Source organism: Bacillus sp. FSL R5-0593, assembly GCF_038603755.1.
In the GTDB taxonomy this organism is placed as follows: Bacteria; Bacillota; Bacilli; order Bacillales; family Bacillaceae; genus Bacillus; species Bacillus velezensis.
Genome location: NZ_CP152011.1, coordinates 736,718 through 761,184, shown reverse-complemented (window position 1 = coordinate 761,184; position 24,467 = coordinate 736,718). Strand labels below are relative to the sequence as shown.

Annotated in this window: 27 protein-coding genes and 1 pseudogene; 9 read left to right on the top strand and 19 right to left on the bottom strand. The window is 44.9% G+C overall.

Translation table 11 applies throughout. The features are described 5' to 3' along the window. Positions 1-179: 179 nt before the first annotated feature. The 6 genes from NYE36_RS03765 to NYE36_RS03740 form a co-directional block, all read right to left on the bottom strand. The gene (locus NYE36_RS03765; RefSeq protein WP_003155677.1) at positions 180-2,108 is read right to left on the bottom strand and encodes an LTA synthase family protein; all 1,929 of its coding nucleotides are present in this window, start codon (positions 2,106-2,108) and stop codon (positions 180-182) included. Between the two features lie 772 nt (positions 2,109-2,880). Next, positions 2,881-3,621 carry an ABC transporter permease gene (locus NYE36_RS03760; RefSeq protein WP_007609959.1) on the bottom strand — a complete coding sequence of 247 codons (741 nt, stop codon included), beginning with the start codon at positions 3,619-3,621 and terminating at the stop codon, positions 2,881-2,883. A gap of 14 nt (positions 3,622-3,635) precedes the next feature. Beyond that, a complete protein-coding gene (locus NYE36_RS03755) occupies positions 3,636-4,526 on the bottom strand; it encodes an ABC transporter ATP-binding protein (RefSeq protein WP_015417000.1) in 891 nt (296 codons plus the stop codon). Continuing rightward, positions 4,527-4,838 (bottom strand): transcriptional regulator, encoded by a 312-nt coding sequence (locus NYE36_RS03750; protein WP_007609957.1) that lies wholly within the window; start codon positions 4,836-4,838, stop codon positions 4,527-4,529. Then, positions 4,831-5,424, bottom strand: coding sequence for a hypothetical protein (locus NYE36_RS03745; RefSeq protein ID WP_015416999.1), 594 nt, complete (start codon positions 5,422-5,424; stop codon positions 4,831-4,833). The genes NYE36_RS03750 and NYE36_RS03745 overlap by 8 nt, the downstream gene beginning before the upstream one ends. Before the next feature lie 292 nt (positions 5,425-5,716). Beyond that, positions 5,717-8,899 (bottom strand): bifunctional cytochrome P450/NADPH--P450 reductase, encoded by a 3,183-nt coding sequence (locus tag NYE36_RS03740; RefSeq protein ID WP_265451266.1) that lies wholly within the window; start codon positions 8,897-8,899, stop codon positions 5,717-5,719. 164 nt (positions 8,900-9,063) lie between these two features. Between NYE36_RS03740 and NYE36_RS03735 the strand changes: the two genes are divergently transcribed. Further along, complete coding sequence (locus NYE36_RS03735) at positions 9,064-10,134, top strand: DUF3900 domain-containing protein (protein WP_265451267.1); 1,071 nt, start codon at positions 9,064-9,066, stop codon at positions 10,132-10,134. A 36-nt stretch (positions 10,135-10,170) separates the two neighbouring features. On the opposite strand, the gene NYE36_RS03730 is transcribed toward NYE36_RS03735, so the two are convergent. Continuing rightward, positions 10,171-11,292 carry an FAD-dependent oxidoreductase gene (locus tag NYE36_RS03730; protein WP_265451275.1) on the bottom strand — a complete coding sequence of 374 codons (1,122 nt, stop codon included), beginning with the start codon at positions 11,290-11,292 and terminating at the stop codon, positions 10,171-10,173. A gap of 150 nt (positions 11,293-11,442) precedes the next feature. Between NYE36_RS03730 and NYE36_RS03725 the strand changes: the two genes are divergently transcribed. Beyond that, entirely contained in the window at positions 11,443-11,955 is a 513-nt protein-coding gene (locus NYE36_RS03725; protein WP_265451268.1) for a MarR family transcriptional regulator, read from the top strand. Positions 11,956-11,993: 38 nt separating this feature from the next. Here NYE36_RS03725 and NYE36_RS03720 read toward each other — a convergent pair whose 3' ends face one another. The 4 genes from NYE36_RS03720 to NYE36_RS03705 form a co-directional block, all read right to left on the bottom strand. Continuing rightward, the gene (locus NYE36_RS03720) at positions 11,994-12,638 is read right to left on the bottom strand and encodes a Bax inhibitor-1/YccA family protein (protein WP_012117028.1); all 645 of its coding nucleotides are present in this window, start codon (positions 12,636-12,638) and stop codon (positions 11,994-11,996) included. 91 nt (positions 12,639-12,729) lie between these two features. Continuing rightward, positions 12,730-13,032 carry a hypothetical protein gene (locus NYE36_RS03715; RefSeq protein ID WP_007408940.1) on the bottom strand — a complete coding sequence of 101 codons (303 nt, stop codon included), beginning with the start codon at positions 13,030-13,032 and terminating at the stop codon, positions 12,730-12,732. A gap of 29 nt (positions 13,033-13,061) precedes the next feature. Further along, the gene (locus NYE36_RS03710; protein WP_003155693.1) at positions 13,062-13,235 is read right to left on the bottom strand and encodes a YezD family protein; all 174 of its coding nucleotides are present in this window, start codon (positions 13,233-13,235) and stop codon (positions 13,062-13,064) included. Positions 13,236-13,550: 315 nt separating this feature from the next. Next, complete coding sequence (locus NYE36_RS03705; protein ID WP_015416994.1) at positions 13,551-14,417, bottom strand: STAS domain-containing protein; 867 nt, start codon at positions 14,415-14,417, stop codon at positions 13,551-13,553. Between the two features lie 160 nt (positions 14,418-14,577). Between NYE36_RS03705 and NYE36_RS03700 the strand changes: the two genes are divergently transcribed. Both NYE36_RS03700 and hmoA read left to right on the top strand, forming a co-directional pair. Beyond that, entirely contained in the window at positions 14,578-14,940 is a 363-nt protein-coding gene (locus NYE36_RS03700; RefSeq protein WP_094032612.1) for a VOC family protein, read from the top strand. 84 nt (positions 14,941-15,024) lie between these two features. After that, positions 15,025-15,351 carry a heme-degrading oxygenase HmoA gene (gene hmoA, locus NYE36_RS03695; RefSeq protein ID WP_003155696.1) on the top strand — a complete coding sequence of 109 codons (327 nt, stop codon included), beginning with the start codon at positions 15,025-15,027 and terminating at the stop codon, positions 15,349-15,351. Between the two features lie 32 nt (positions 15,352-15,383). Here hmoA and NYE36_RS03690 read toward each other — a convergent pair whose 3' ends face one another. The 8 genes from NYE36_RS03690 to NYE36_RS03655 all read right to left on the bottom strand — a co-directional run bounded on the left by NYE36_RS03690 (position 15,384) and on the right by NYE36_RS03655 (position 19,522). Next, positions 15,384-16,073: a DUF421 domain-containing protein gene (locus NYE36_RS03690; protein WP_015416992.1), complete on the bottom strand. Its 690-nt coding sequence runs from the start codon at positions 16,071-16,073 to the stop codon at positions 15,384-15,386. Between the two features lie 113 nt (positions 16,074-16,186). Beyond that, positions 16,187-16,450, bottom strand: coding sequence for a YesK-like family protein (locus NYE36_RS03685; protein ID WP_047935423.1), 264 nt, complete (start codon positions 16,448-16,450; stop codon positions 16,187-16,189). A 44-nt stretch (positions 16,451-16,494) separates the two neighbouring features. Further along, the gene (locus NYE36_RS03680; RefSeq protein WP_007408935.1) at positions 16,495-17,028 is read right to left on the bottom strand and encodes a GNAT family N-acetyltransferase; all 534 of its coding nucleotides are present in this window, start codon (positions 17,026-17,028) and stop codon (positions 16,495-16,497) included. A gap of 88 nt (positions 17,029-17,116) precedes the next feature. After that, entirely contained in the window at positions 17,117-17,686 is a 570-nt protein-coding gene (cotJC, locus tag NYE36_RS03675; RefSeq protein WP_003155700.1) for a spore coat protein CotJC, read from the bottom strand. 14 nt (positions 17,687-17,700) lie between these two features. After that, a complete protein-coding gene (gene cotJB / locus NYE36_RS03670) occupies positions 17,701-17,964 on the bottom strand; it encodes a spore coat protein CotJB (protein WP_007408934.1) in 264 nt (87 codons plus the stop codon). Continuing rightward, positions 17,948-18,196, bottom strand: coding sequence for a spore coat-associated protein CotJA (cotJA, locus tag NYE36_RS03665; protein WP_003155704.1), 249 nt, complete (start codon positions 18,194-18,196; stop codon positions 17,948-17,950). The genes cotJB and cotJA overlap by 17 nt, the downstream gene beginning before the upstream one ends. A 146-nt stretch (positions 18,197-18,342) precedes the next feature. Next, a complete protein-coding gene (locus tag NYE36_RS03660; protein ID WP_094032611.1) occupies positions 18,343-18,621 on the bottom strand; it encodes a spore coat protein in 279 nt (92 codons plus the stop codon). A gap of 181 nt (positions 18,622-18,802) precedes the next feature. After that, positions 18,803-19,522 carry a YebC/PmpR family DNA-binding transcriptional regulator gene (locus NYE36_RS03655; protein WP_003155709.1) on the bottom strand — a complete coding sequence of 240 codons (720 nt, stop codon included), beginning with the start codon at positions 19,520-19,522 and terminating at the stop codon, positions 18,803-18,805. A gap of 287 nt (positions 19,523-19,809) precedes the next feature. On the opposite strand from NYE36_RS03655, the gene NYE36_RS03650 reads away from it, so the two are divergent. The 5 genes and pseudogenes from NYE36_RS03650 to NYE36_RS03630 all read left to right on the top strand — a co-directional run. Then, positions 19,810-21,816, top strand: coding sequence for a T7SS effector LXG polymorphic toxin (locus NYE36_RS03650; RefSeq protein WP_094032662.1), 2,007 nt, complete (start codon positions 19,810-19,812; stop codon positions 21,814-21,816). Between the two features lie 4 nt (positions 21,817-21,820). Continuing rightward, the gene (locus tag NYE36_RS03645) at positions 21,821-22,300 is read left to right on the top strand and encodes an antitoxin YezG family protein (protein WP_064115858.1); all 480 of its coding nucleotides are present in this window, start codon (positions 21,821-21,823) and stop codon (positions 22,298-22,300) included. Between the two features lie 87 nt (positions 22,301-22,387). Further along, positions 22,388-22,861, top strand: coding sequence for a TIGR01741 family protein (locus tag NYE36_RS03640; protein ID WP_064115857.1), 474 nt, complete (start codon positions 22,388-22,390; stop codon positions 22,859-22,861). A gap of 318 nt (positions 22,862-23,179) precedes the next feature. Next, the gene (locus NYE36_RS03635; protein ID WP_094032610.1) at positions 23,180-23,575 is read left to right on the top strand and encodes an immunity 22 family protein; all 396 of its coding nucleotides are present in this window, start codon (positions 23,180-23,182) and stop codon (positions 23,573-23,575) included. Positions 23,576-23,854: 279 nt separating this feature from the next. Continuing rightward, positions 23,855-24,466, top strand: a pseudogene (locus NYE36_RS03630) (DNA/RNA non-specific endonuclease); the annotation flags it as partial. Position 24,467: the final 1 nt, after the last annotated feature.

The window sequence follows — 24,467 nt, the reverse complement described above, 5'->3', positions numbered from 1 at the left end:
CCGCCCGTATAAGAGAAACCAACCCGATAATTTGTCCGATTCTCTATCACCGGTTTCAAAATCTACTGTAAGATATGAGAGATTGGCGCCCTTTGTGACCAAAAGCTCTCTCTTTTTTCAGATTGGTGAAGATACACACAAAAAAAGAGCCTCACGGAAATTCCGTAAGGCTCTTTCTATTATTTATTATCCTGATTCAGCTTTTCTTTGCCGTAATGATATTTAGACGGATCAACCGGCGTAAAGTCGCTCAATTTGTGGAATCTGAGCAAGTCTTTGTACATCACGCTGTCAGACAGCTTCAGCTGCTCTGTGACTCTGGCTTTCAGGTTTTTCGTTTCCTGATTGCCTTTCAGTTCTTTTCCTGTCTTCGTATCGTATACGACATTGGAGATGGAAGTATATTTCGGCGTGACGTAATCTCCGTTACGGAACGTCACCGTATCATCATGGTCTTTCGAGAAGAGATCGGTGCCGAAATTAATATATTTCTTAGAATCGATGCCTTCCAAGTGAAGGATCGTCGGCACAACGTCCATTTCACCGCCGTACGTATGGTTCACCCCGCCTTTTTTGCCGGGGATGCGAAGCATAAGCGGCACACGCTGATTCTGCGCGTTTTGATAAGGCGTAATTTCTTTGCCGAGAATTTCTTTCATCGCGCGGTTATGGTTTTCAGAGATTCCGTAATGGTCTCCGTAAAGCATAATCACCGAGTTGTCATATAAACCGGATGACTTCAGGTCTTTAAAGAACTGTTCAAGCGCCTCGTCGAGATAACGCGCCGTCTGGAAATAGTCATCCACAGTCGCGTCGCCCGTTTTCGCTTTTTCGATCGTTGCGTCTTTTTCATCAAGCGTAAACGGATAATGGTTCGTCAGCGTGAGCAAATGCGCGTAGAACGGCTGTTTCAGCGATTGAAGCTTCGGAATGGATTCTTTGAAGAATGGTTTATCCTTCAGTCCCATATTGACAAGGTTGTCATCAGACATATCGTATGTGCTGGCGTCAAAGAATTTATCGTAGCCGATATGTTTGTAAATCTGGTCACGGTTCCAGAATGATTTGTAGTCACCGTGTAAAACGGCGCTTGTATAGCCCTCACTTTGGTCAAGGATGGCAGGAAGCGATTGATACGTGTTTTCCCCTTTTGTCACGAAGGCTGACCCTTCAGGCAGTCCGAACAGGCTGTTATCCATCATCAGCTCGGCGTCAGATGTTTTACCTTGGCCCGTTTGGTGGAAAAAGTTATCAAAGTACGTCATGTCCTCTCCGCCGCGGGCGAGTTTATTCAGGAACGGCGTGACTTCTTTTCCGTCAAGTTTGTAGTTGATCAAAAACGATTGGAAGCTCTCCAGGTGAATCTTAATGATGTTTTTGCCTTTGGCCTTGCCGAAATACTCGGCGTTCGGCTTCGCATAATGCGACGATGTGTAGTTTTCAACGCTCGTCAGGTCATCGCTGCTGGCATATGCCCGCTGTGATTCCGTCTGCGCCGTCTGTACGCCGTCATAAATTGTGTAATTATAAAGGCCTAAGTATTTTACAATGTAATTGCGGTCAAACGTTCTTGTCAGCAGCTCCGGGCGGTCCTCTTCGGCAATCGCCAGGTTCACGAAGAACAAAACAATACCCGTCACGATAATTAATGACGTATACCGTTTTTTCAGCTTGAATTCCTTCAGCTCACGTCTCCACACCAGAAGCGCGATTAAAATAATAATATCAACAAAGTATAAAATATCATGGCCGGACATAATGCTGAAGATGCCGTCTCCCATATTTCCCACATTACCGGATTGCTTTAAGTTCGGGAATGTCAAGAAATCATCGAAGAATCGATAGAATAGGATATTTGCATACAAAATAAACGTCATGATGAAATCAATAATCACCATGATAATCGCTGATTTGCGGCCTTTCGCAAACAATGCCAGTCCTAAAAAGAAAATGGCGCTTGAGAACGGATTGATCACAAGCAGAAACTGCTGCGTCGGACCCTTCACCCCAAGGTTGAATTCAGCATGATAGGCTAAATACGTTTTGGCCCAAAACAAAATAATAGCCAGTACAAAAAAACTAAGTCTGTAAGAAAATAATTTCTTCATGGCAACCTCTACTTTCCTAAACACTTTAAATCTGTATTCTTACTTTTTGCTTCAATTCCTGCTTTCCGAGCAAAACGAAAGCATCACACAGCCCCATAAACACACCATTTAAAAAAACGATATATTTATCATTCGTGTCATGCCCATTGAACATCTTATCCCGCCAGCCATTAGACGCAGGATATCCGTTCTTCGTTTCACATTTTTTTCTGGCATTAAAAGGTACCGTATCAGACCCGGTCTGAAAATAGGAGATACCAAATATAAGAATAACACAAACTTCTAAAAACGAAAAATGAATATCAAAGACAGCCGCCCAACAGGCGGGCTGAAGTTATTGTATGCAAAGGGGCTGAAAAACTTGAAGGTTTTTTTGCTGATGTAAAAAAAGGACTGGAGTCATCCAGTCCTTTACCTGTCAAATTATCGCTTAGACCCTAAAGATATACAAAAATGCTTTCTTCACGTTTACCTTTTGTTTTTTATAATCCAACCATGCAGCAGAGCTGGCATTTGTGACTGCTTAAACTGTTCTCCAACACTGGTCCTTAACGCGTCTTGCAAATTTCTGTTTCTCATTAGCGAAAAAAATTGTGAACTGGTTTCATCAAACCCTCCAATAAAGGAATTAGCTCCGTTTTTTTCTGCTCAGTAACGAATTTCTTTCGTACTTTTTAAATAGAGCCTCGACATACAGTTTTAGTTTTTCACTTATCATTTCCCGCTCTCCTTTTAGTCCCAGCTGCGTTTTAATGACCCATTCTTCAGCGGTCTAGTTTCTTGCCATTTTAATGTAATGCCGGTATCCAATTAGAGAAACTATAAATCCCAGTATTGTATAGCTCAGTACAACAAGGGTTACCCATATTAGACTTTCTCCTCCCGATATCGTCGAGACCGATTGAATTAACCCTTGATGCGCCCAGTACTGCGGAAAGAGCATTCCAATAGTTTGAAGATAGCTTGGTAATTGATCATAAGGGGTCCATAAACCGCATACAACAGCGGTACCTAATGCAATCACATTTGTCATGACCAAACCGGTATTTTCAGTCTTTGCAAAGACTGAAATGGCAACTCCCCAGGATGTAACTAGTAAAGATATCAACACAACAACCCACATATACGCCGGAAAATTATTAATTTCAATATCATACAGAAATATTCCCAGAACGGACAGGAGAAGAATTTGCATAAAAGTTATGACTAAAAAAGGGATACTTTTTCCTAAGAAGAAGTTATAAGGCTTTAAAGGGGTACTTGCCAGTCTTGATACAATTCCTTTTTCCCGATCCTTTACAAAACTTATAACGATGGAGATAATAATGAATGTAGAAAAGAATACGCTCATACCGGTTACAGATTGTGAAGCTACTAAAGTTTTGTTTGTACTGTCTGTCGTAAATAGCTCAATCAGCAATATGATGGACACAATAGGTAATATAATCGTCCAAAAAAACAGAGACTTATCCTTTAACTGTTTTAGCGTTTCAATTTGAGCGAGCGGTAACATGATAAATTCCCCCTTTATTCTTCATCACGCAAATCAGTGCCGGTAAGTTTAAAGAATACATCTTCTAATTTTGGCTTATATAAAAACAACTGATGAGGCACAATATTGTTTTCCTTACTGACGCTAATTAAGCGCTCCATGGTTTCTAAAGGTTTTTTGGTTTTTATTATCAGCCCTGAATTAACGACTGAAAACTCAAAACCATGGCTCTTTATTAATTCATGAGACAATGAGGAGTTAAACATAATAGATGATTCTTCATGTCGTTTAAGCAGTTCATTTATTTCTCCTTCATCGATAATCTGCCCTCTGTCGATAAAAGCTACATAGTCACAAAGAGTTTCAATCTCTTCCATGTAATGGCTCACATAAATAATGGTTTTACCGGCTTTTTTGAGTCGATTTACGATGTTAAAAATGTAGCGGCGTGATTGCGGATCCACGCCTACCGTCGGCTCATCTAGAATAATTAAGTCTGGATCGTGCATTAGTGCACACCCGATATTTAAACGGCGCTTCATTCCTCCGGAAAAGTTCTCCACAACGTCGTTTGTCCTTTCTGACAACCCGATATCTTCTAACAGTTTTTTTGTTGTTTGCTTTAGTTTTAAGCCATTCAGTCCATGCACCTTTCCGAAAAATTCCATGTTGGTCTTTGCGGTTAATTTTTCTTCAAGGCTGATATCCTGTGGAACATAACCCAATCTGCCATTTTCATTACCGACAAATTCAACCTTACCGTCATATTCCCGGATGATGCGTGAGATGATCTTAATTAAGGTAGATTTGCCGGATCCGTTCGGTCCAACAAGTCCATAGCAGACTCCTTTCGGAATTGATAAAGCCACATTGTCCAAAGCCAGAGTCGTGCCATAGCGCTTACTTATATGTTCAACTTGCAGCATTTACACCATTCCCCCACTGTTATTTATTTTAAATATGGATTCAATTGTATTAATGTACTCCTTGTAGGCTGCTTTCCCTTCTTTCGTAATCTGAACAATAGTCTTCGGCTTTTTGGATACGAACTTCTTGGTTAGTTCTATATAAGCTGCATCTTCTAACTTTTTCAGATGCGAACCTAAATTCCCATCTGTGATGTCTAATGACTTTTTCAGGAAAGTAAAATCACATTGATCATAAGTCATCAGTAAACTCATAATTCCCAACCGTACTTTGGCATGTATTAAATCATTGATATTGTTAACATTACTCATTTCCTTGCCCTTTTCTTTTCAAAATCATTCCTGTAAGTAATAGGCTGCCTCCGCCAATAAATGCAAAAACAATATTCATTGCCTCAGGAAATAAACAGAATGTAAGCATACCGAGTATGCTCAGCCAAAATCCCATAATAAAAATCTCTTTTGTTAACACGATGCCTAAGAATATGTACATAATAGACACCATTAACACAATCAAAAACGATAGAAATTCTCCTGTTCGCGGCAATAATCCCATTAAAATCAGGAAAACAAAAATGCATACCATTAATATGAATCCAATCCATGCATATTTTAATTGATTCTTTAAGAAAGTGGGCATGGGATCAAATTGTTTCTGCTTAAGATATGTCTTCAAAGTCAGTATCCACCCTAATACTGCCAGTATTAACCAGACACAAGCAAGGACTACAGAAGGTACCTTACATAAAGAAACGGAGTACGCAATAATCCATATACAGCCCCAAATAATGAAATATGGACTGGTTTGCCTTGAGTACTCAGTCTTGTAGTTCGTCAAGACCTTGATATGAGATAAGTTTTCAGCTATCTCTGATTCTCGAAAATTCTGATTTGACATAAGACAGGCTCCTCTTTTTACAAAGTACTTTGTGAAACAGAGTATATTCTAATTCCATATATTTGTAAAGAGGTTTTATCCAAAATAGACGCAACTATTTAGTCTCGGAAACAGCAGATGGGACTCTTGGCGCTGATATCCTTCCACCACTGTGAGACATCCTTATCTTGTTATAAGATCTCACAACAAAGCCTTCAGATTGCTGACAAACTGAATGTATATCGATTGGAAAGCAATTCATTTTCTTGAAGGAAAAAGGACTGGAGTCATCCAGTCCTTTTCATCAAATCGGTCAAATCCCCGCCCAAACATCTTTTGCGTAAATGCCTTTTGTCTGGAGGTTCAAAAGCCATTCTTGCGCTTGCCGTTCGTCTGTTTCGCGGACCGACTGATACGCTTTTTGCAGCGTTGCCTCTACATCGGGCGCCATTTTGCTGCCGTCACCGCATACGTAGAGGTGCCCTCCCCGGCCGAGGATGGAAATTAAAGCGCCGGCGTCTTTCGCCATTAAGTGCTGCACATACGTTTTCGGTACGCCTTCTTTGCGGGAGAAAGCCGTATGAAGCGTCACGATTCCGTCTTTTTCATAAGCTTCAAGCTCGTCACGGTAAATAAAATCATGATCGTTTCTGCATCCGAAATACAGATGAGCCTCCCCCAGCTCTTTTCCTTCTTTTTTTAACGCCGCCCGGGCCTGCAGAAATCCGCGGAACGGGGCGACTCCTGTGCCGGGACCGACCATAATAATCGGTTTTTCCGGATCTTCCGGCAGCCGGAATCGTGTTTCCGGAGTGCGGACAAACATCACGATTCCATCTTCAGGGCCGCGGTCCGCTAAATAATTCGAAGCGACACCGCGATACTCCCCCAAACCGCTCCGGGCGGGGCCGCGAACGACGCCGACGGTAATTGAAGCCTGCCCGGGATGTTTCCGGGGCGAACTTGAAATCGAATAATACCGCGGCTTCAACGGGCGCAAAAGCTCCAGAAATCGCTCAAACGGAAGTTCACACGCTTCATATTTTTCAAGGAGATCGAGCATCGAGACGCGCGATGTTAAGATTTGCTCCTGATAGACGCCCTCCTCAAGAAAATCTTCCAATTCCCGTTTGTGCGGCGGGCAGACCGTATAAGCAGCCATTTCCCGGATTTGAGCCCTTGATGCCGCTTCCTGCAATTCGACACAGCTGCTCAGAAGATCATGCAGCCTGACCGGCCGATCGAGCGGGAGATGAGCCGCGCTCTGTCCGCTGGCCGTCAGCAGCACTTGATCATTCCCGTTCAGATTGAACCGGCGGAGAACACGGCTGACCTGCTCTTTGCTGTTTACCGGCAGCACGCCGAGATGATCCCCTTCATGATAGGCAGCCTCTTTCGGCAGAGTGATTTCGATATGCCTTGTGCTCCGGCCGCTTTCCGGCGCCTGAAGTTCCCTGTTTTCCGCAACGGATGCGTAAACCGCTTCATACGTCTGTGCCAACGGAGACCCGCCAAGCCCGCTGACAAATTGAAGGCCCAGCGCACTTCGCTCTTTTTCGGCATTTTCATTCAGCTTGAGACCGAATGCCTTCATGGCGTCCGTCCACATGCTTTTTTTCCATTCATCAAGCTTTCCTTCAAAATCGCCGCTGACGTCCCCCTCGCCTCGGGAGGAAAAGCGTTCCGCCCCTTTTTCGGCAAGCTTCTCATCAATAAGCCTCGGTACAGCCTGATATGTCGCCGCCCAGTTATGATCACCGCAGCCGAAGACGGCATACCGGACGCCTTCCAGCTCCCCGGGTTTGACTTCTTCAAGCCATTGAACGAATTGTCCCGCGTTGCTCGGAGGCTTTCCGTTATAAGAGGACGTAATGATCAAGAGAGCTCCTTCTTTCGGCAGTTTTCCGATCCGGTCATTTAAAGGCGCCGTTTCAGTCCGGACGCCGTGCATCCCGGCAGTATCGGCAAGCTCCCGCGCCACGCCTTCTGCGGTTCCCGTATCTGAGCCGTACAGAATCAGAAGCGGTCGGTTATCAAGCCCGATAATGGATGCGCCTTTTGTTTCCCGTTTTTCTTTTTCGACGTCTTCCGCCGCTTTTTCAGCCGCCGGGAGAGCAGCCGCAACGGCTTCTTTATTTCTCGGCCGCACCCGGATATGAAAGTCGCCGGGCTTGATCGTCAGTGTCTGTTTAATATCGAGCTCATAATCGGTGTGATCGATAAAGGTAAAATGCTGCAGAATCATCCCCAGAACAAGAGTTGCTTCATGCAGGGCGAACTGCATACCGATACACGCCCTCTGACCGTTTCCGAACGGCTTATACGCATGGTGAGGCACTTGATCAGGATGTTCAAACCGCTCCGGATAAAATTCCTCCGCATTGTCTCCCCACGCGTCTTTATCACGGTGAAGCTGGGGAATTAAGACGGAAATTCTGTCTTTCGGCGTGATCGGATATTTCCCGCCGATCACCGTATCCTCTTTCGCATAAAGGCTGAACGCAGGGGCGGTCGGCCATAAGCGCAATGACTCCTGCAAAATCATTCGGATATAACTAAGCTCCAGTACTTGTTTATATGAAGGAACGGGATCGGTCAATACCCGATCGGCTTCTTCATAGGCTTTTTCCAAAACACGGGGATGTTTCAGCAGAAAATAGATGGCAAAGGAAAGCAGGCCGCTGGTCGTTTCGTGGCCGGCAATTAAAAACGTGATGATTTGAAACCTGATATTTTCATCATCAAGTTTTTCGCCCGTTTCCGGGTCTTCCACATTCAGCATTCTGGCCAGCAGATCCTTTTCATCCCGGCCGCCTGACCGGCGCTCTGCGATAATACTGTCTACTAACGAAAACATCGCCTGAATGTCATGATGAAATTGGCGCTTCGTCCTGATCATAAGCTTATCCTGAACATCAAGGCGCTGCATTTGGTGCATCGCTTCATCAAGGGCGCGCACCATGCTGTTGATAAACGGATGAGGCGTTTCCCTGTAATAGCTGTTAAACCGATAGTTAAAGCCGCAAAGCCCGATCGTATCAAGCGTCAGCCGGGTCATATCGGCAGGCACATCAACGGCCTCATCCGGGTTGAGCCTAGCCCATTTTTGAATCAGCTGCACCGCGATATCAGTCATCATCGAATGATAATCTTTCATCGCGCGCTGGCTGAAGGTCGGCATCAGAATATGATGCGCCTTTCGCCAGTTAGGCTCATGCGTCCAGCTTGTAAACAGCCCGTCACCGGAAAACGCCCGGACTTTCTCCAAAGCTCCTTCAATGCTTTTATCGAACCGTTCTTCATCACAAACCTCTTTCACCAGTTCATGGCCGGACACGACGATAATGGCGCCCGCCGGGGTATGCAGCTGAAAAATAGGCCCCTGCTCGTTTGCCAGTTTGATCAGCGACATTGTAGGCTTGTCTTTATCAAGCAAAGGAAGATTGCCGAGCGGGCCGAATGTCTTCGGCTGCGGAATCGGACCTGTTTCCTTCATGAATAACACCCTTTCTAACACATTGATGCGTTCCTTCCAACTACATTGCCCTTTTCACCGGCCGATTATCCGCCGTCACGGATCAATCATCGGATTGACGATCGATAACGGTTTTTTCTATACTGGAGAGGCTTGTTAAATACAGAAATAAGGTGAGTTCACATATGGATTTTGAAATCAAGTTTTTATCGTTTTATGTCATTCAAGTGGAAGGAAAAGACGAACAGGCAAACAAACAGTTCAAACATTTCCAGACGCTTGACACGGAAGAATTTGAAGAAAGCGAGCTGAAGGATTTTCTTGACGGGGAATTGAAGAAAATCGTCAAACGGAAAGCCGAACGGCATCCGCAATCCGAGCAGGTCCCAACAAAAATCGGCCATTTTATCATGGAGCCGGGCCATGAGCTTGATTCAAATCCGAATTACAACCTTTTCAACCGCGCCAGACTTGCGGATACGAAGGAAGCATTTATCGAAGCAAGCGAGCAGTTCGTCCGCACTTACCTTGACACGAGCGCCGTGCGCGGCGGTGTTTTTATCGTGGCATCGGCCGTTCCGCGCAAGTATTTTGAAGACAAATTCGTCTTTATGATGAAATGCGATTTCGAGCCGAAGGTCGCCCGCATCTCAGACGCCTCGTCTCTCATTAAAAAGGTCGAAATGGCCATCACGACAAAAAACATGAAAAGCATTCAATATCCGTATATGCCGGAAGAAGGCATGACGGAAGAGCATGAGCTGAAAATCCACCAGGCCTCGCACGCCCGTTATTTCGAAGATTTTCTCAAATTTGTCGAATACGGCGAATCGATGCCGGAAATCATGAAAAACCAAGTCATGAACATGGTGCAGGAGCACGTGTATGAAACTCTTGAAGAAAACAGCGAAGAGCTTCAGCAGTTTGAGCACGACATTGAAATTTGGGAAGCGAGTGAAAAGCGGGAAATTCAGGAGCGCCTCGACACCCATCAAGTCATCGAGGCATCCGCGCAGATCATTGAACACACGCCGGAAGCCGAGCTGAAAATGAAAGTAGGAGAAACAGAGATTAAAGGATTACTGGCTGATTTCGGCGAATCCATCCATCTCGCAAAAGTGAACGGGCGCTATGTCGCGCTCATTGAGGCGGAGACGATCTCGTTTGAAAAAGGCAGTTCGCCGGTGGAGTTTCACAAGCCTGAGGGGCTGCATGAGGTGATTGAACGGATACGGAATAAATCTGAACAAGACTGACAAAAGTCCAGACGCCATGTTCTGGACTTGCTTTATTTAATAAGGCTCTTTGAGCAATCGATAGCATTCCCTTATGATGTCTTGGACGCCGGGCGTTCCCTTTATCTCGCGGCGGACGATTTCAGATGAGAGATTCTGCACCTGTAAAGCCCGCTCCGCCCGTCTTTCGAAGTATACTTGACATGCAGTTTCATGGTTTTCGTGTTTTCGCAGTTCTTCACTAAGCACAATCGCGTCTTCAATCGCCATCGCCGCTCCCTGTGCCAATGTCGGCGCTCCTGCATGGACGGCATCCCCGCCCAGAACGACGCGGCCTCTGTGCCACGGTTCTTTGACCGCCATCTGCTCAATCTTATGAAACAAAACGGGATATTCCTTTGACATATTCTCTGTCACAAACTTTACTCCCGGAATTCCGCGCAGCAAGTCTTTCACCCGTTCAAAACGCGTGTCCTCGTCATCCCTGAAGTCAGCGTCATACGGCCGGATGATAAATACGTATCCTGTTTTTTCAGAGAGCGGCACGACTCCGACCTGCGTCTGCCCTTTTTTATACATCAGTGTCGAATCATGAAAAACCGGCTCGGGAAAAGAAATGTAAAATCTGTGCGCTCCCATGCCGAGATACTCTGTTTTCACTTCTCTTTGCAGCATTTGATTGCGGACAGCGGAGCGGATGCCGTCAAAGCCGGCGAGAATGTCAGCCGTCATCATGGTTCCGTCTGCACAATGCACCGTTATTTCATCTGCCGTTTCTTCGTAAGACACGACTTTTTTACCGGGCAGAATCTTGACCCCCGCCGCTTCAGCATGCTTTTTGAGGATATCGTTTAACGTTTGCCGCAATATATTATTCCGCCCCGGCAATGAATCATCTAAAAACGCCTCACTCACTTTAAACTGCAGCGTTCCGTTTTCATCATGCTGCTTCAGCCATTCCGTTTGAAAGCCGTGTTGGCAGCATTCATCATACACACCGATTTCCCGCAGCACCCGCAGCGCATTTTGAGGCTGGAGAATGCCCGCTCCGCTTTTTCGCATGCCGGACGCCGCCTCGCAAAGGGTCACTTCAAAACCGGCTCTGCCGAGAGAAATCGCTGCGGACAGGCCGCCGATCCCTCCGCCCGCTATGATGATCTTTTTCACTTCATGGTTCATCACGATACCGCCTTCTCTATTTATTTATTATTCATTAACTATTAGCCACCTTACTATATAGGCTGAAAAACTGTCAATCTTTATAGGTTGCCTTTTGAATCCGGCAAGCTTATACTTTGAATCACTAAAATGGTACGGAGGCTTACAAAAATGGAGTTGAGACATTTGCCGGATTACTCGCAGATTGCCGAACGCGCTGAGATTTACGCCGATATGGATGCTGAATCATTGAAAACATTTTTGACGTTATTTGATATGTCTAAAAAAATGAATCAGGTCATGGAGCATTATTTCTCAAGTCACGGATTGTCCGAAGGGAAATTCAAAATTTTAATGTTTCTGTTTGACGCACCCGGCCACAGCCTGAGTCCGACAGATCTGGCGAAAAAATCCAATGTCACCAAAGCGACCATCACCGGATTGATCGACGGACTCGCACGGGACGGCTTTGTAAACCGCAGCCGGCATACCGGCGACAGACGAAAAATCAGCATCGAACTCACAAGGGAAGGAAAAGAAAAGCTGATGCTGTTTCTTCCCGGCCACTTCTCCAATATTTCAGGAGTCATGGAAAGCTTCACCGCTGAACAAAAAGCGGAATTGACAAAAATGCTTGAAGTATTATTTGATAAGCTTCTGCTGTTTTCCGGCGGCAGAACATAAAAAGGCGCCCCTCTCAGCAGGGCGCCTTTTTCGCGCGGTTAATCATCACTGTTTAAAATTCCGAAAAACCGTAGCAGGTTGATAAACAAGTTAATAAAGTCGATATAAAGCGTCAATGCCATCAAAGGAATCAGGTCAGCCGTGATGTCCCGGTGCTTGATCTGGTTCAGATCGTATAAGATGTACATTGAAAACACAATCGTTCCGATGACGGAATACGCCATCATGGCGGCGGAATTCAGCGGGCTGAAAATATTAAAGATCCCCACTGCGAGAAGCGCGATAACAGCGACAAGCAAGAAGGACCATAAAAACGACAAGTCCTTTTTCGTCTTAGCGCCGATCGTGCCGAGCACCGCAAAAATCACAAACGATGAACCGAATGCCTCCAATACGACATAGGCCCCCGCTGCGGACGCATAATGGCTGATAATCGGAAACAGCGTCATTCCGGAAATGAAAGCGAATGAAAAGACAAACACATATCCGACGGCTTTTTTTCGGCGCAGCCAAAACGCGGCGATGATCATGACAACCTCTAAGATCGACAGCGGCAGCATCAATGCCGGCGGAATGAACTGACCCGTATACAGGCCGATTGTCGCAACTAACAGTGTAAACACAAATACCGTTATAATGCGCTGCATAATAGATTGTTTGCTCTCATAAGCAGCAGTTTGCATGTCAAAAGTCCTCCCAAAAAAATGATCTTGATAGGTCTATTATAAATAAAATGGGAGAAATTTGCATGATTTTAAGAAGATTTTAAGGATGTCAGGCCTGACGTTTTGCTGCGCACTCCTGCATATCCATGAAATCATGCAGTTTTTTCGTCAATCCGCCGTGCCCGAATCGGATATTCCCCTTCTGCCCCGGCGTTTTCGCGAAATCGAGAAATGCCAGCACATAAAGACGCCTGACGGGAATCGGAATGACGCCCGCATCATAAAACCAGCCGTCAATTGTATTGAGCACGCCTTTGTTAATGCCGTATTGCTTCGTGCACCAATGCAGAAAGCGCACTTCGGGCAGGTGCAGATACCGGCTCTCCCGGAAAGGAACAGTTGAATGCTTCATATGTACCGCCTCCTGTCATTGGCTGTTTTTTAAGATTGTTTTACTTCTTTGCTCTTCAGGGAAAATCGATATTTCTCCACCTTATCAATTTGTGTCACTTGGGAATTATGAACCGTAATCTGAACTGTCCCGAAATCGAGCGTTTCCAGCGCGCTGATAATCTTTTCGATCACATGCGGATCTACGTTTCCTTTGGACGTCATCATGCTCCCCCTTTATGTCTGGCCGTTCGTCTTTTGACAATGAGTGTTTTAATTCATACTATTCTGATAAGAAATATATAATTATACTATTATGTTTTCATTCAGAAATCAATAACATTTACACAATTTTTGGATATGTTTTCTTTGCGAAAACTTTCACTTCCTTCGCTTTGATATAAACCGTGTCATCCCGAAATCGACTCCCAAGGCGTCATATAGCTGTTTTTAAGAACGCAATCTTCACGTTCCGACATATTTACATTGTTTTCCGCTGACAAAAAAAGCGCCCCGCCTCTGGACGGAGCACCCTTTTTTCTATGCTTTTGCTTCCTCGATCACACATGTGACACCCATGCTGGCGAGCGCCTGCTCCAGGGAGCCGTAAGTTTGATACTCTGAAAAATCAAGCCCCAATTGGATAGAAGTCTGTGCCACATCAGGCCGAATGCCGGAAAACACGGTTCTGATGCCGAGGAGAAATAACGTTTTCGACAGCATATACAATTGCTGCGCCACCATCGTATCGACAATGGGCACACCGGACAGATCAATCACAAGGTTTGTGATCCGTTTGGCGACACAGTTTTCCGGCACCGACTCCAAAATCACGCGTGCCCGTCTCGTATCAATCGCGCCGATGAGCGGCAGAGTGCCGATCGTATCCGCGATTAAAATAACGGGACAGCTCAATTCGGAAATAAGCTCCTGCTGAGATGACAGCCTCGCGATCATTAATTTCTGAAACTGTTCAGTAAAATCCGTCATCAGCTGATCAAACGAGCCGTTGACAAGGTGATTCCAGCGGCGGGCATCCTCGTTTGTTACGATGTCCTGATGCTCATCCATAAAACGGGTGACCGCCTCCCAAAAGACGGTTCTTGAATTGCCGATCGCCTCAACGACCTCATGAACCTCCGCGTCTTGCTCCACTCTGCTTTTCGCTACCTGTGCGGCCCATTTTTCTTTGTTATGCTGAAAAACGGCCGGATCCTCCAAAAAAGCGCTTGCGATGACCGTGTTTGTAAAGGTATGCTGCTCGATCAGCAGCCGTTTCATTTCCTCACTTAATTGATCCGCAGAATAAAAACGCCCTCTCAGCTTCCGTCTCAGCTTGAGCCATTTTTCCGTCAGCTCTGCCGAATGTGTAATAATATAATCATGAAGTAATTGGTCTTTGTTCACTGCCGTCTCCTCTTTCAAGAATATGTACTTTTGTCTAAATTATAAATCGGAATCGCCGATCGCACTAGAGAAATTAAAAAAACCTGCACATTAAAGCTGTTGATTGCTTTTTTCGGCAGGAGGATACACTATAAAAGAAATGAAACAGGAGGTCAGTATGATGATCAAAAAAATCGCAACAGTCGCCGTATACACTGATGATCAGCAAAAAGCGAAAACATTCTGGACGGAAAAAGCGGGGTTTGAAACCCTCGCCGAGCATCCGATGGGCCCGGGCGCCTTCTGGCTTGAGGTAGCGCCCAAAGGGGCCGCCACTCATTTGGTGATTTATCCGAAATCAATGATGAAAGGGGCCGAGCATATGAAGGCTTCTATCGTATTTGAGTGTGAAGATGTCTTTGCCGCATACGAACAGATGAAAAAGAACGGCATCACCTTTTTAGATGAACCGAAACAAATGGAATGGGGCAGCTTCGTGCAATTTAAAGATGAGGATGGTCATGTCTTTCTCCTGAAATCGTAATCCGTCAGGCATCTTAATTGACTTTGAGAATCATTTTCATTTAAAATGTTGGATAAAGCGTGAAAAGGATTGGAGAGTTGCCAGATGTTCGTGCAAATCAGAAAAATGACCGTAAAAGAAGGACATGCCGACAAAGTAATCGAACGCTTCAGTTCAGAAGGCGTGATTGAAAAGCAGGAAGGTTTGATAGACGTAACGGTCCTGGAAAAAAAAGTCCGCCGCGGTGATGAAGAAGTCGTCGTGTTAATCCGCTGGGAGTCAGAAGACCATTGGAAACAATGGGAAAAAAGCGAAGACCACATCGCGGCCCACAAAGCAAACCAAGGCAAGCCGAAACCTGATTATATGCTTGGGACGGATGTCGGTATGTATCATGTCAGAGCCGTTAAAACAGGCGTACACGAAAAATAATAAAGAGCATTTGCCCCAGGGCAATGCTCTTTTTATTTTTTCTCCTCATACGGCAGGACAAACAGCGGTTTATCGGGCTTCCATTCCGCATACAGCACGTCCTCCGTTTTTTTGATGTTCAGCTTTTTCAGCTCCTGATTCAGCTGCTTTTCTTCCAGCCCGGCTTCTTTCAGATTTTCATACAGCACTTCGCCGTCAATAATCAGCGTGACCGGCAAAGAGACCTGCTTCGGCTTTATTTGCATGTCGCCGTTTTTCGTCGTGTCATATTGAAATTTCGGCAGGACGCTGACCATCCCGTTTGTTTCTAAAATCGCGTACTCCGCTTCCTGTATGGAAAAGCAATTCGCCTGTCTGAGAAGGCTTTGCAATTGATTAATGTCCAGCTTATTCTTTTTCAGCACACCATATTTCAGTTTTCCTTTATGGATGATAATACTCGGCTCGCCTTCCAACAGCTTTCTGGAGCTTTTTACTTTCTGCGTAATCAGTTCGATGAGATAAATTAAACCCCCCCATAACAGAGAGGCAAAAATGATTTCAAAAATCCTAACGCCTTTATCATACACCGCATTTCCGACCAGTTCGCCGAGGATGAGCGCGGAAATAAAATCAAACGGCGTAATTTGCGAGAATTGAGTTTTTCCAAGCAATTTTAAAATTACAAATAAAATACCCAAACCGCATACTAACTCCCAAGCCACTGTAAGTAAATGTCCCATATTCGCACCTTCTTCTTAAAAGTCATTACCATTATGGACATTCGCCTGTTTTCTATACAGCGGCCGGCAACACACAAAAAAACGCAGCCGCGGCCGCGTTTTTTCACTTCTGCTTACTGTTTTTGATTCGATCTGACGACCCGTAAGCACACCTCAGCGGCATAACCGGCGGCCGCTCCGGAACCCGCAAACATCGCGGCAAGCCCCAAGCCCATTCCTTCCCAGCCGCCGACACCGAAAATGCTGTAAACAACCGTACCGAAAGCAGTCAGGCCCAGCACCGCCAAAAGGCACTCAGGCCACATCTTTTTCGGCCATTTCTTGCGGAGCACAGCCGATACGGCAAAGTTAAGACAAAATGCGGCCAGACAGATCAGAAAAAAAAACCCATGTCTTTTGCACCTCCGTCATGAGTAGCTTTTTATTTGCTCACCTTTTTTTCAAACAAATGATAACCCGGCGCGGGTCCTTTTGATTCGTACCCCATTCCGCTGTAAAACGACTGAAGCGCCTTGTTTTCGGACACGCAATCGAGCCGGATTTTCGTTTTTCCCGGACAAGACACACCCGTCTCTGCCCAAGTCATGATTGTCCGGCCGAGCCCCGCCCCTGCAAACCGCCTGTTAATCGCCAGCCGGTGGAGATATACGGACTCCTCATGTCCCTCATCGCCCCAAAGACGTCTGTCCCACCCGCTTGCTTCGGGAAGCAGCATGACGACGCCGGCCAGCTCTTCATTCTGCCTGAATAAAAAAACATACCCTTGGGCGATCGCCTCCCGCATATTGTGGGTATCTTCCCCTTGCAGAAGGCCGCTCCACTGGTTCGACCCTTTATCTCGAAGCCATTCTGCCGCTTGCACGAGCAGATCCATGACCTCTTTTGCATCATCTTTCCGGGCGGAGGTGACCCGGAATGCCCCCGCCTTCTCCTCCGTGATCGTAAATGGTGTCATAAAAGCCTCCTGTAATCAGAATATTCGACACCTTCATTATAGACCAAACGCAGAAAGGAAAAAAACAGCCGTCATGTTTGAGGGCCGTTTAAAAAATTTTCTTCTTATCACGTTCTTCTTTTAAAATCTCAACCGCTTCCCTGAAACGCATAGAGTGGACGATTTCACGCTCACGCAGAAAACGGAGTGAATCATTCAGGTCAGGATCATCGGAAATATCAATAATCCATTGATACGTCGCTCTCGCCTTTTCTTCAGCCGCAATATCTTCATATAAATCAGCGATCGGATCTCCCTTCGCCTGTATGTAAGACGCTGTGAACGGAACTCCGGCCGCATTGTGATAAAACAGCGCGCTGTCATGGTTGACGTAATGATCGCTGAGCCCTGCATCACGCAGCTGCTCCGGGGTCGCATCTTTTGTCAGCTTATAAATCATCGTCGCAATCATTTCTAAATGCGCAAACTCCTCCGTGCCGATATCCGTCAGCAGGCCGATCACCTTGTCAGGAATCGTGTAGCGCTGGTTTAAGTACCGGAGCGCTGCGGCCAATTCGCCGTCCGCCCCGCCGTATTGTTCAATGAGAAACTTAGCCAGCATCGGGTTGCATGTACTGACTTTAACCGGATACTGCAGCTTTTTTTCATATACCCACATTTACAGATCCCTCCTTATACTTGCCATGGCCAAGGACCGCGGCCCCAGTCCCATTGAGCGCCGACCTGACTCACGCCGAATTGCAGAAGCGGTCCGTACTCAGGTTCAAACCGCTTTCTAAGCTGTCTTGAGTACCGGGAATATTCATGAAACTGCTGAAGCGCGAGACGGTCATGGGGATGCGTATCCAGATAAAGCGTCAGCTCCACCAAGACAAAGTCCGCCGCCTGAATTTGCTCCAGCAGCCGATAATATTCATCATCAATCTTTTTCGCCATATTCGATTCCCCCCCGATAAGGATTATCATAGAAATCGTAAAGATCCTTCCAAAGGGTCCCTTTTCTCAATGCCTCCATCGGAGAAAACTGCTCCAAGTGATACGGCTGAAACCGCATATAAAGATGCGGCGGCGTTCTGTAGTATTTTCTCCCGATCGGCGGGCAGGGATCAAACCGGCTGTGGAAGGGTTTATAGGATTTGACCGGTGTAAACGGCTGATTTTCTTTCATTACGATCCTCCTTTCCTAAACCATGACCTTAATAGGTATGAATCCGTATCGGCATTTATGCCCTGTAAGATAATAAAAAAGCCAGCGCTTAGAAACGGTCACAAAAAAACACTCTTGCTGTTCCAAGAGTGCTTTTTCCCGAATGGTCAGATATATTGGCTTTCCCGATGATGATGATGATGGAACGGATAGCCGCCGTAGCCTCCGCCATAGCCGCCAAAACCGTATCCCGGATATCCCCCGAAGCCGCCGTAGCCGCCGTAACCGCCAAAACCGTATCCCGGGTAGCCGTAGCCTCCGCCGAAACCGTATCCCGGATATCCTCCGAAGCCGCCGTAGCCGCCAAAACCGTACCCCGGGTAGCCTCCGTAGCCGCCATAGCCGCCGCCATAGCCGCCGCCGTAAATCGGTCTTCTTTCATTCATGATTTATCGCTCCTTCACATAGGTTACAGTCCAGTTTATGACATCCGGAAGGAAACGTATGGGCATCCGCCCAGTTTTGGCGAAATAATCAATAATTGCTTACGGAGAAAAATACGATACAGGCCGACCGCTTAAGCAAAATAAAAAGGCCGGAACTTATGCCGCCCCGGCCTTTTTGTCTTTATTCGCCTAAATCTACATTGTGATAAACCTGCTGTACGTCTTCGAGGTCTTCCAGCACATCGATCAGCTTTTCAAATTGAGCTTTCGCATCTTCCGGAAGCTCGACTTCATTTTGCGCAAGCATCGTCAGCTCCGCAACCGTGAACTCTTCAACGCCGGCATTTTTGAATGCCTCCTGCACGGCATGGAATTGGTCAGGCTCGGCATACACGATCACACTGTCATCCTCTTCTAAAATATCGCGCACGTCCACATCAGCTTCCATCAGCAATTCCAGCGCTTCATCCGCCGTCTTGCCTTCAACGCCGATAACGGCAGTCGCATCGAACATGTAAGCGACAGACCCGCTCACACCCATATTTCCGCCGTTTTTCCCGAATGCGGCGCGCACTTCAGGCGCCGTGCGGTTTACATTATTCGTTAACGCATCAACGATGATCATTGAACCGTTCGGCCCGAAACCTTCGTAACGCAGCTCGTCAAAGTTCTCCTCCGCGCCGCCTTTCGCCTTTTCAATCGCACGCTCAATAATATTTTTCGGCACACTGTACGTCTTCGCGCGCTCAAGCACCACTTTTAACGCCTGGTTCGATTCCGGATCTGGCTCGCCTTGTTTTGCCGCCACATAAATCTCACGGCCGAACTTCGCGTAAATCCGGCTCGTATTTGCGTCCTTCGATGCTTTCTTTTCTTTAATATTGTTCCACTTACGGCCCATTTTGTTCCACTCTCTTTCACGAATTGAATCTGTATGATAAATACTCTGCTTCTATTATACCTCAGCGGTTGGGTTGTTTCGAGTGTAAGACATTAGAAAAAACAGGCACGCTTAAAACAGTAAGCCGAATGTGAGGGTTATTATACAAAACATAAAAAGCCTCCCTTCATACAGGAAGGAAGTCGCAAGCCAAAAGATTCATTTTATTCTTATTACCTATTTCCTACACTGTATATCCTGACTTACGTGGTAAAATTTTGATATCGAACAAAAGAAAGGATATGGTCATGAAAGTTTTCGAAGCAAACAGCCTGCTGGCCGCTGCCAAACAGCGTGCGAGTGAATACAAAGAACTGCGCGGCCAGATGGTCAATCTAAAAAAAGCGTTTCAAGGTATGGCTGACCTCGGTGACAGCGACTTTTCAGGCCGGGGCGCTGACAATATCAAAGCCTTTTTCCAGGACCACGCCGGCGTCACAGACAGCTGGCTTGATCTGATCGATATGAAAATCGCATTTCTCACAAGCCTTTCCGGCAAAGTCGAAGACGCAGGTCTTTCCGAATCTCATGTAGAAGAATCTTTTCTGGAGCACGAGCTCACCCACGCCCTCAGTAAATCAAAGGCAATTATGGAAGGGCAGAAAAAGGACATGCGCTCCATCCTGGATGAGATCGATGAAATTATCTCGCTCGAATTGTTTTCAACCGAAAGCACAGATCTGAAGCTTTCTTCAGCTGACAAAAAAAGAAGCGAAACGATACATAAGCTCGGCAAGCTTGATCACGATCTAACGAAAGAATACGCAGAAACCGAAGCAAATGAACATTTTATCCAAGCAGATTTCCAGCAGCTTCAAAACGCAACAGGCAAAGGAAAAAGCGCCACGCCGCTTCACTACAATGCCAAGGCGTACCGAGAAAGCGACATCCATAAGAAAAAAGACGAGATTGCAAGACATTCGGATGCTTATTTGACGATTAAAAAGGAAGAAGCGAAAGAGCGGGAGATTGAAAAACTGAAAGAAAGACTGAAAAACTACGATTATGCGAATGCCGATGAATTCTATTCAATGGCCAAAACGATCGGCTATAAAAACCTGACAAAAGAACAGCAGCGCTACTTCACTCAAATTGAAAACACGCGTGAACTTACAGACGGTTTCAAAGGCGTTGCCGTCGGCCTTTATGATTCCGGAAAAGACGCGGTCACAGGCCTGTGGGATATGGTCACAGATCCGGGCGGAACGGTTGAAGCCATTACAGGAGCGGTGGCTCACCCGATCAAAACGTATGAAGCCATTTCAGCGGCAATCGAAGAATCGTACCAAAAAGACATGGTGAATGGCGACACCTACTCCAGAGCAAGATGGGTGTCATATGCAGTGGGCACCGTTGTGACATCAGTTGTCGGCACAAAAGGCGTCGGCGCCGTCTCAAAAACAGGCACAGCCGCCAAAGTGACAACCAAAGTCAAAACAGCAGCAAGCAAATCCGCCACAGCACAAAAAGCGATAACGGTCTCAAAACAAACCGTTGATCACATCAAACAAAAAGTAAACACAGGCATCGAAGTATCAAAAAAACGTGTCAAAACCAAGTTAAATCAAATCGGAGATCTCACCCTGGCTGATATTCTCCCGTATCATCCGCGTCACGACTTAGTGCCGGCAGGCGTTCCTTACAACGCAGTCAACGGGGTCACACTTAAAGAAGGACTTCAGAAATTCGCCAAGGTCATCCTGCCGAAACCGTACGGAACCTCCGCAAGCGGCAGACGGACACCGGCACCGCATGTACCGCCGGTAACGGTCAAATACGGCGAGCATTTTGCGAAATGGACCAGAAAGAAAGTATTGAAGCCGAATGTCATCTACAAAACAAAAGAAGGCTACACGTACACCACTGACAACTATGGTAGAATTACAAGTGTCAAAGCAGACTTGCAGCTGGGAGAAGCAAAACGCAACCAATATGCACAGTCAAAAGCAGGTAAACCAGACCGTCTGACAGATGACGACGGAGGCCACCTAATCGCCACCCAATTCAAAGGCTCAGGCCAGTTCGACAACATCGTGCCGATGAACTCTCAGATTAATAGGAGCGGCGGGAAATGGTATGAGATGGAGCAGGAATGGGCAAAAGCTCTTAAAGAAGAACCTCCCGAAACAGTTAGTGTGCAAATAGAAAATGTTTATCAAGGCGATTCATTGAGACCAACTTTATTTAAAGTGAAGTATAAAGTTGGTGATGGCAGATATAAAAATATGACAATAAGAAACCAAGCAGGAGGTTGATATTATGGAGACAGAAAAAATGGGCCAATTATATCAAAAAATAGCAGAACTAATTAATGAAATGATTCCAGCAGAATGGAATAAAGTTGCTCTATACGCAGAGATTTTAGATGACTCTAGAGAAGTATACTTTTTCTTTAATACAAAAAATAGTGAAGCGTTCATTTATTCACATGACATTCCGGAACATTATCAAGTAAGTGAACAAATTTATGATGACTTGTTAATCAAACTACAAGATTTATTTGATGAACTAAGAGATGAATGGAAAGCGAATAACTCAGATGTGTGGACTAACCTTACACTCAAGCTAGAGCATACCGGAAAGTTTTCAATTGACTATGATTATGATGATGTTATTGCTTCAGAACTAAACGGTACTCAACGTCAAGTAGTTTGGGAATATAAACATTTAGGTTTGGTTCCTACTGGTAAGAAAAACAGGGAGTTCTTGGAACGCTATCTCAATTCGGAAGAAAAATAATCTATTTTACAATAATCAAAAATGCTCAGCCTTCACTGCTGGGCTATTTTTATAACTAAGATTTCTCGACGATTAAAGGTGAAAAGATTGGAAACTAGGAAAATGCCAGATTTGTATCAGCTTATTAGTCAGAATTTGAATGACATCATACCTTGTGAATGGACAAAAATTTGTCTTTATGCAGAAGTATTAGATGATTCCACAATGGTTCTTTTTCACTTCAGAACACCAGAAAATAATCAAATTATTTATTCACAAGACATACCTAGCCACTACAACGTAAGCAAGGATATCTTCAAGACGTTGTTAAGAGAGCTAAGAGAACTTTTTGAAGAATTAAGAACTGAACACAGAAATAATAACAATGATGTTTTGACGAACCTTACACTAACATTGGATCGTAGCGGGGAATTCCAATTAGATTATAATTATGATGATATTTTAGCATCAGATTTAGATGGATATGAAAGAATCGCAATATGGGAATATAAAAACCTTGGTATTTTGCCTGAAGATGAGGATGATAAAGAATTTGTAATTAGCTACCCGGTCTACAATTAAAAAAAATGGCTCAGCCCTTCTGCTGAGCTATTTTTTATAAACTAATCTAAAATAAAGAATTTACAGAGGTTTTCTATATGAATATATTGATTATAAATACAATTAATAAACTCTATAATGAGGCTAACCTTTCTCAAGACAATTATCTATCATTAGGCAAACAACCTATAACACCGCCAAAAATTTCCATGAATTATTGATTCATCTTTAAACTATAATATATTTGTCCAAAGATTGAATAATTGGGCAAACTATAGACTTAAAGGTGGAGTGGAAGCCCTGCCAAAAGGATTGAGGATTTAATAATAGGAGGTTTATATGGAACGTCAAAATTACGTATCATTGTGGATTGGAAGTATAAAGGATAATGAATCATTAAGTAAATATGTTGAATTAGTTTACAATGAAGATGAGGGTGATTTTCTTCCTTCCCAATTTTTAATTGACTTTGATATAGATATCGATGATTTAGATGAAGATTTTATAGAAAAAGTTGCACATGAAAATAATCGTAACAATTTACCTGCACTAATTGACGGCTGTTCATACGATAGTGTCATCTTACCTCGTTTCGAAGACATAGTAGGTACCACACTCCCTGATCAAATCAATGCTGCTGTTCTTTTATATAATTTTGAATATGACGGCAGGGAGAAAGAAATAAACGCAAAAAACTATTCATTTAAATTTATTGGAGCAGTTTCCTATGTATAAAAGAAAAAATCATAATAAAACATAATTCAGAATTACATTTTCATAATGTAGAGATTTTATTAGATGGTTATTCATACTACTTGGAAGAAGATAAAAAGTAGGATGACTAGAAGAAGGCTCTCTTTTTTTCAGAGGCCTTTTTTGTTTGCGTGTAAAACCTAAAAGACTATAAATATCCATAGATAAACAAAAGGAGGGGCGTTCTCTCACAGACAAAGTACTAACTATAACTGGAGGTTATTCTCCACTATCGCCCACTCCATGCGTGGTACCGCCGAAGGAGTGCCTTACAACAAAAGTTTAAAAGAAGCACTGCAAGCATTCGCCAAAGTGTTACTGCCGAAACCGTACGGAACCTCCGCAAGCGGCAGACGGACACCGGCACCGCATGTACCGCCGGTAACAGTCAAATACGGCGAGCATTTTGCGAAATGGACCAGAAAGAAAGTATTGAAGCCGAATGTCATCTACAAAACAAAGGAAGGCTACACGTACACCACTGACAACTATGGTAGAATTACAAGTGTCAAAGCAGACTTGCAGCTGGGAGAAGCAAAACGCAACCAATATGCACAGTCAAAAGCAGGTAAACCAGACCGTCTGACAGATGACGACGGAGGCCACCTAATCGCCACCCAATTCAAAGGCTCAGGCCAATTCGACAACATCGTGCCGATGAACTCTCAGATTAATAGGAGCGGCGGGAAATGGTATGAGATGGAGCAAGAGTGGGCAAAAGCCCTAAGCAAAAAACCACCTAAAAAAGTAGCAGTTCAAATAGAACCAGTCTATTCTGGAGATTCACTTAGACCATCATATTTCGATGTAACCTACAAAATTGGGAGCAGAAAAGAAATAAGCGTCTCTATTAAAAATCAGCGAGGGGGTTAAC

Excerpts from the sequence above, each read along its gene's own strand:
- NYE36_RS03765 (WP_003155677.1), bottom strand. The coding sequence starts at position 2,108 with ATGAAGAAATTATTTTCTTACAGACTTAGTTTTTTTGTACTGGCTATT.
- NYE36_RS03760 (WP_007609959.1), bottom strand. The coding sequence starts at position 3,621 with ATGTTACCGCTCGCTCAAATTGAAACGCTAAAACAGTTAAAGGATAAG.
- NYE36_RS03755 (WP_015417000.1), bottom strand. The coding sequence starts at position 4,526 with ATGCTGCAAGTTGAACATATAAGTAAGCGCTATGGCACGACTCTGGCT.
- NYE36_RS03750 (WP_007609957.1), bottom strand. The coding sequence starts at position 4,838 with ATGAGTAATGTTAACAATATCAATGATTTAATACATGCCAAAGTACGG.
- NYE36_RS03745 (WP_015416999.1), bottom strand. The coding sequence starts at position 5,424 with ATGTCAAATCAGAATTTTCGAGAATCAGAGATAGCTGAAAACTTATCT.
- NYE36_RS03740 (WP_265451266.1), bottom strand. The coding sequence starts at position 8,899 with ATGAAGGAAACAGGTCCGATTCCGCAGCCGAAGACATTCGGCCCGCTC.
- NYE36_RS03735 (WP_265451267.1), top strand. The coding sequence starts at position 9,064 with ATGGATTTTGAAATCAAGTTTTTATCGTTTTATGTCATTCAAGTGGAA.
- NYE36_RS03730 (WP_265451275.1), bottom strand. The coding sequence starts at position 11,292 with ATGAACCATGAAGTGAAAAAGATCATCATAGCGGGCGGAGGGATCGGC.
- NYE36_RS03725 (WP_265451268.1), top strand. The coding sequence starts at position 11,443 with ATGGAGTTGAGACATTTGCCGGATTACTCGCAGATTGCCGAACGCGCT.
- NYE36_RS03720 (WP_012117028.1), bottom strand. The coding sequence starts at position 12,638 with ATGCAAACTGCTGCTTATGAGAGCAAACAATCTATTATGCAGCGCATT.
- NYE36_RS03715 (WP_007408940.1), bottom strand. The coding sequence starts at position 13,032 with ATGAAGCATTCAACTGTTCCTTTCCGGGAGAGCCGGTATCTGCACCTG.
- NYE36_RS03710 (WP_003155693.1), bottom strand. The coding sequence starts at position 13,235 with ATGACGTCCAAAGGAAACGTAGATCCGCATGTGATCGAAAAGATTATC.
- NYE36_RS03700 (WP_094032612.1), top strand. The coding sequence starts at position 14,578 with ATGATCAAAAAAATCGCAACAGTCGCCGTATACACTGATGATCAGCAA.
- hmoA (WP_003155696.1), top strand. The coding sequence starts at position 15,025 with ATGTTCGTGCAAATCAGAAAAATGACCGTAAAAGAAGGACATGCCGAC.
- NYE36_RS03690 (WP_015416992.1), bottom strand. The coding sequence starts at position 16,073 with ATGGGACATTTACTTACAGTGGCTTGGGAGTTAGTATGCGGTTTGGGT.
- NYE36_RS03680 (WP_007408935.1), bottom strand. The coding sequence starts at position 17,028 with ATGACACCATTTACGATCACGGAGGAGAAGGCGGGGGCATTCCGGGTC.
- cotJC (WP_003155700.1), bottom strand. The coding sequence starts at position 17,686 with ATGTGGGTATATGAAAAAAAGCTGCAGTATCCGGTTAAAGTCAGTACA.
- cotJB (WP_007408934.1), bottom strand. The coding sequence starts at position 17,964 with ATGGCGAAAAAGATTGATGATGAATATTATCGGCTGCTGGAGCAAATT.
- cotJA (WP_003155704.1), bottom strand. The coding sequence starts at position 18,196 with ATGAAAGAAAATCAGCCGTTTACACCGGTCAAATCCTATAAACCCTTC.
- NYE36_RS03660 (WP_094032611.1), bottom strand. The coding sequence starts at position 18,621 with ATGAATGAAAGAAGACCGATTTACGGCGGCGGCTATGGCGGCGGCTAT.
- NYE36_RS03655 (WP_003155709.1), bottom strand. The coding sequence starts at position 19,522 with ATGGGCCGTAAGTGGAACAATATTAAAGAAAAGAAAGCATCGAAGGAC.
- NYE36_RS03650 (WP_094032662.1), top strand. The coding sequence starts at position 19,810 with ATGAAAGTTTTCGAAGCAAACAGCCTGCTGGCCGCTGCCAAACAGCGT.
- NYE36_RS03645 (WP_064115858.1), top strand. The coding sequence starts at position 21,821 with ATGGAGACAGAAAAAATGGGCCAATTATATCAAAAAATAGCAGAACTA.
- NYE36_RS03635 (WP_094032610.1), top strand. The coding sequence starts at position 23,180 with ATGGAACGTCAAAATTACGTATCATTGTGGATTGGAAGTATAAAGGAT.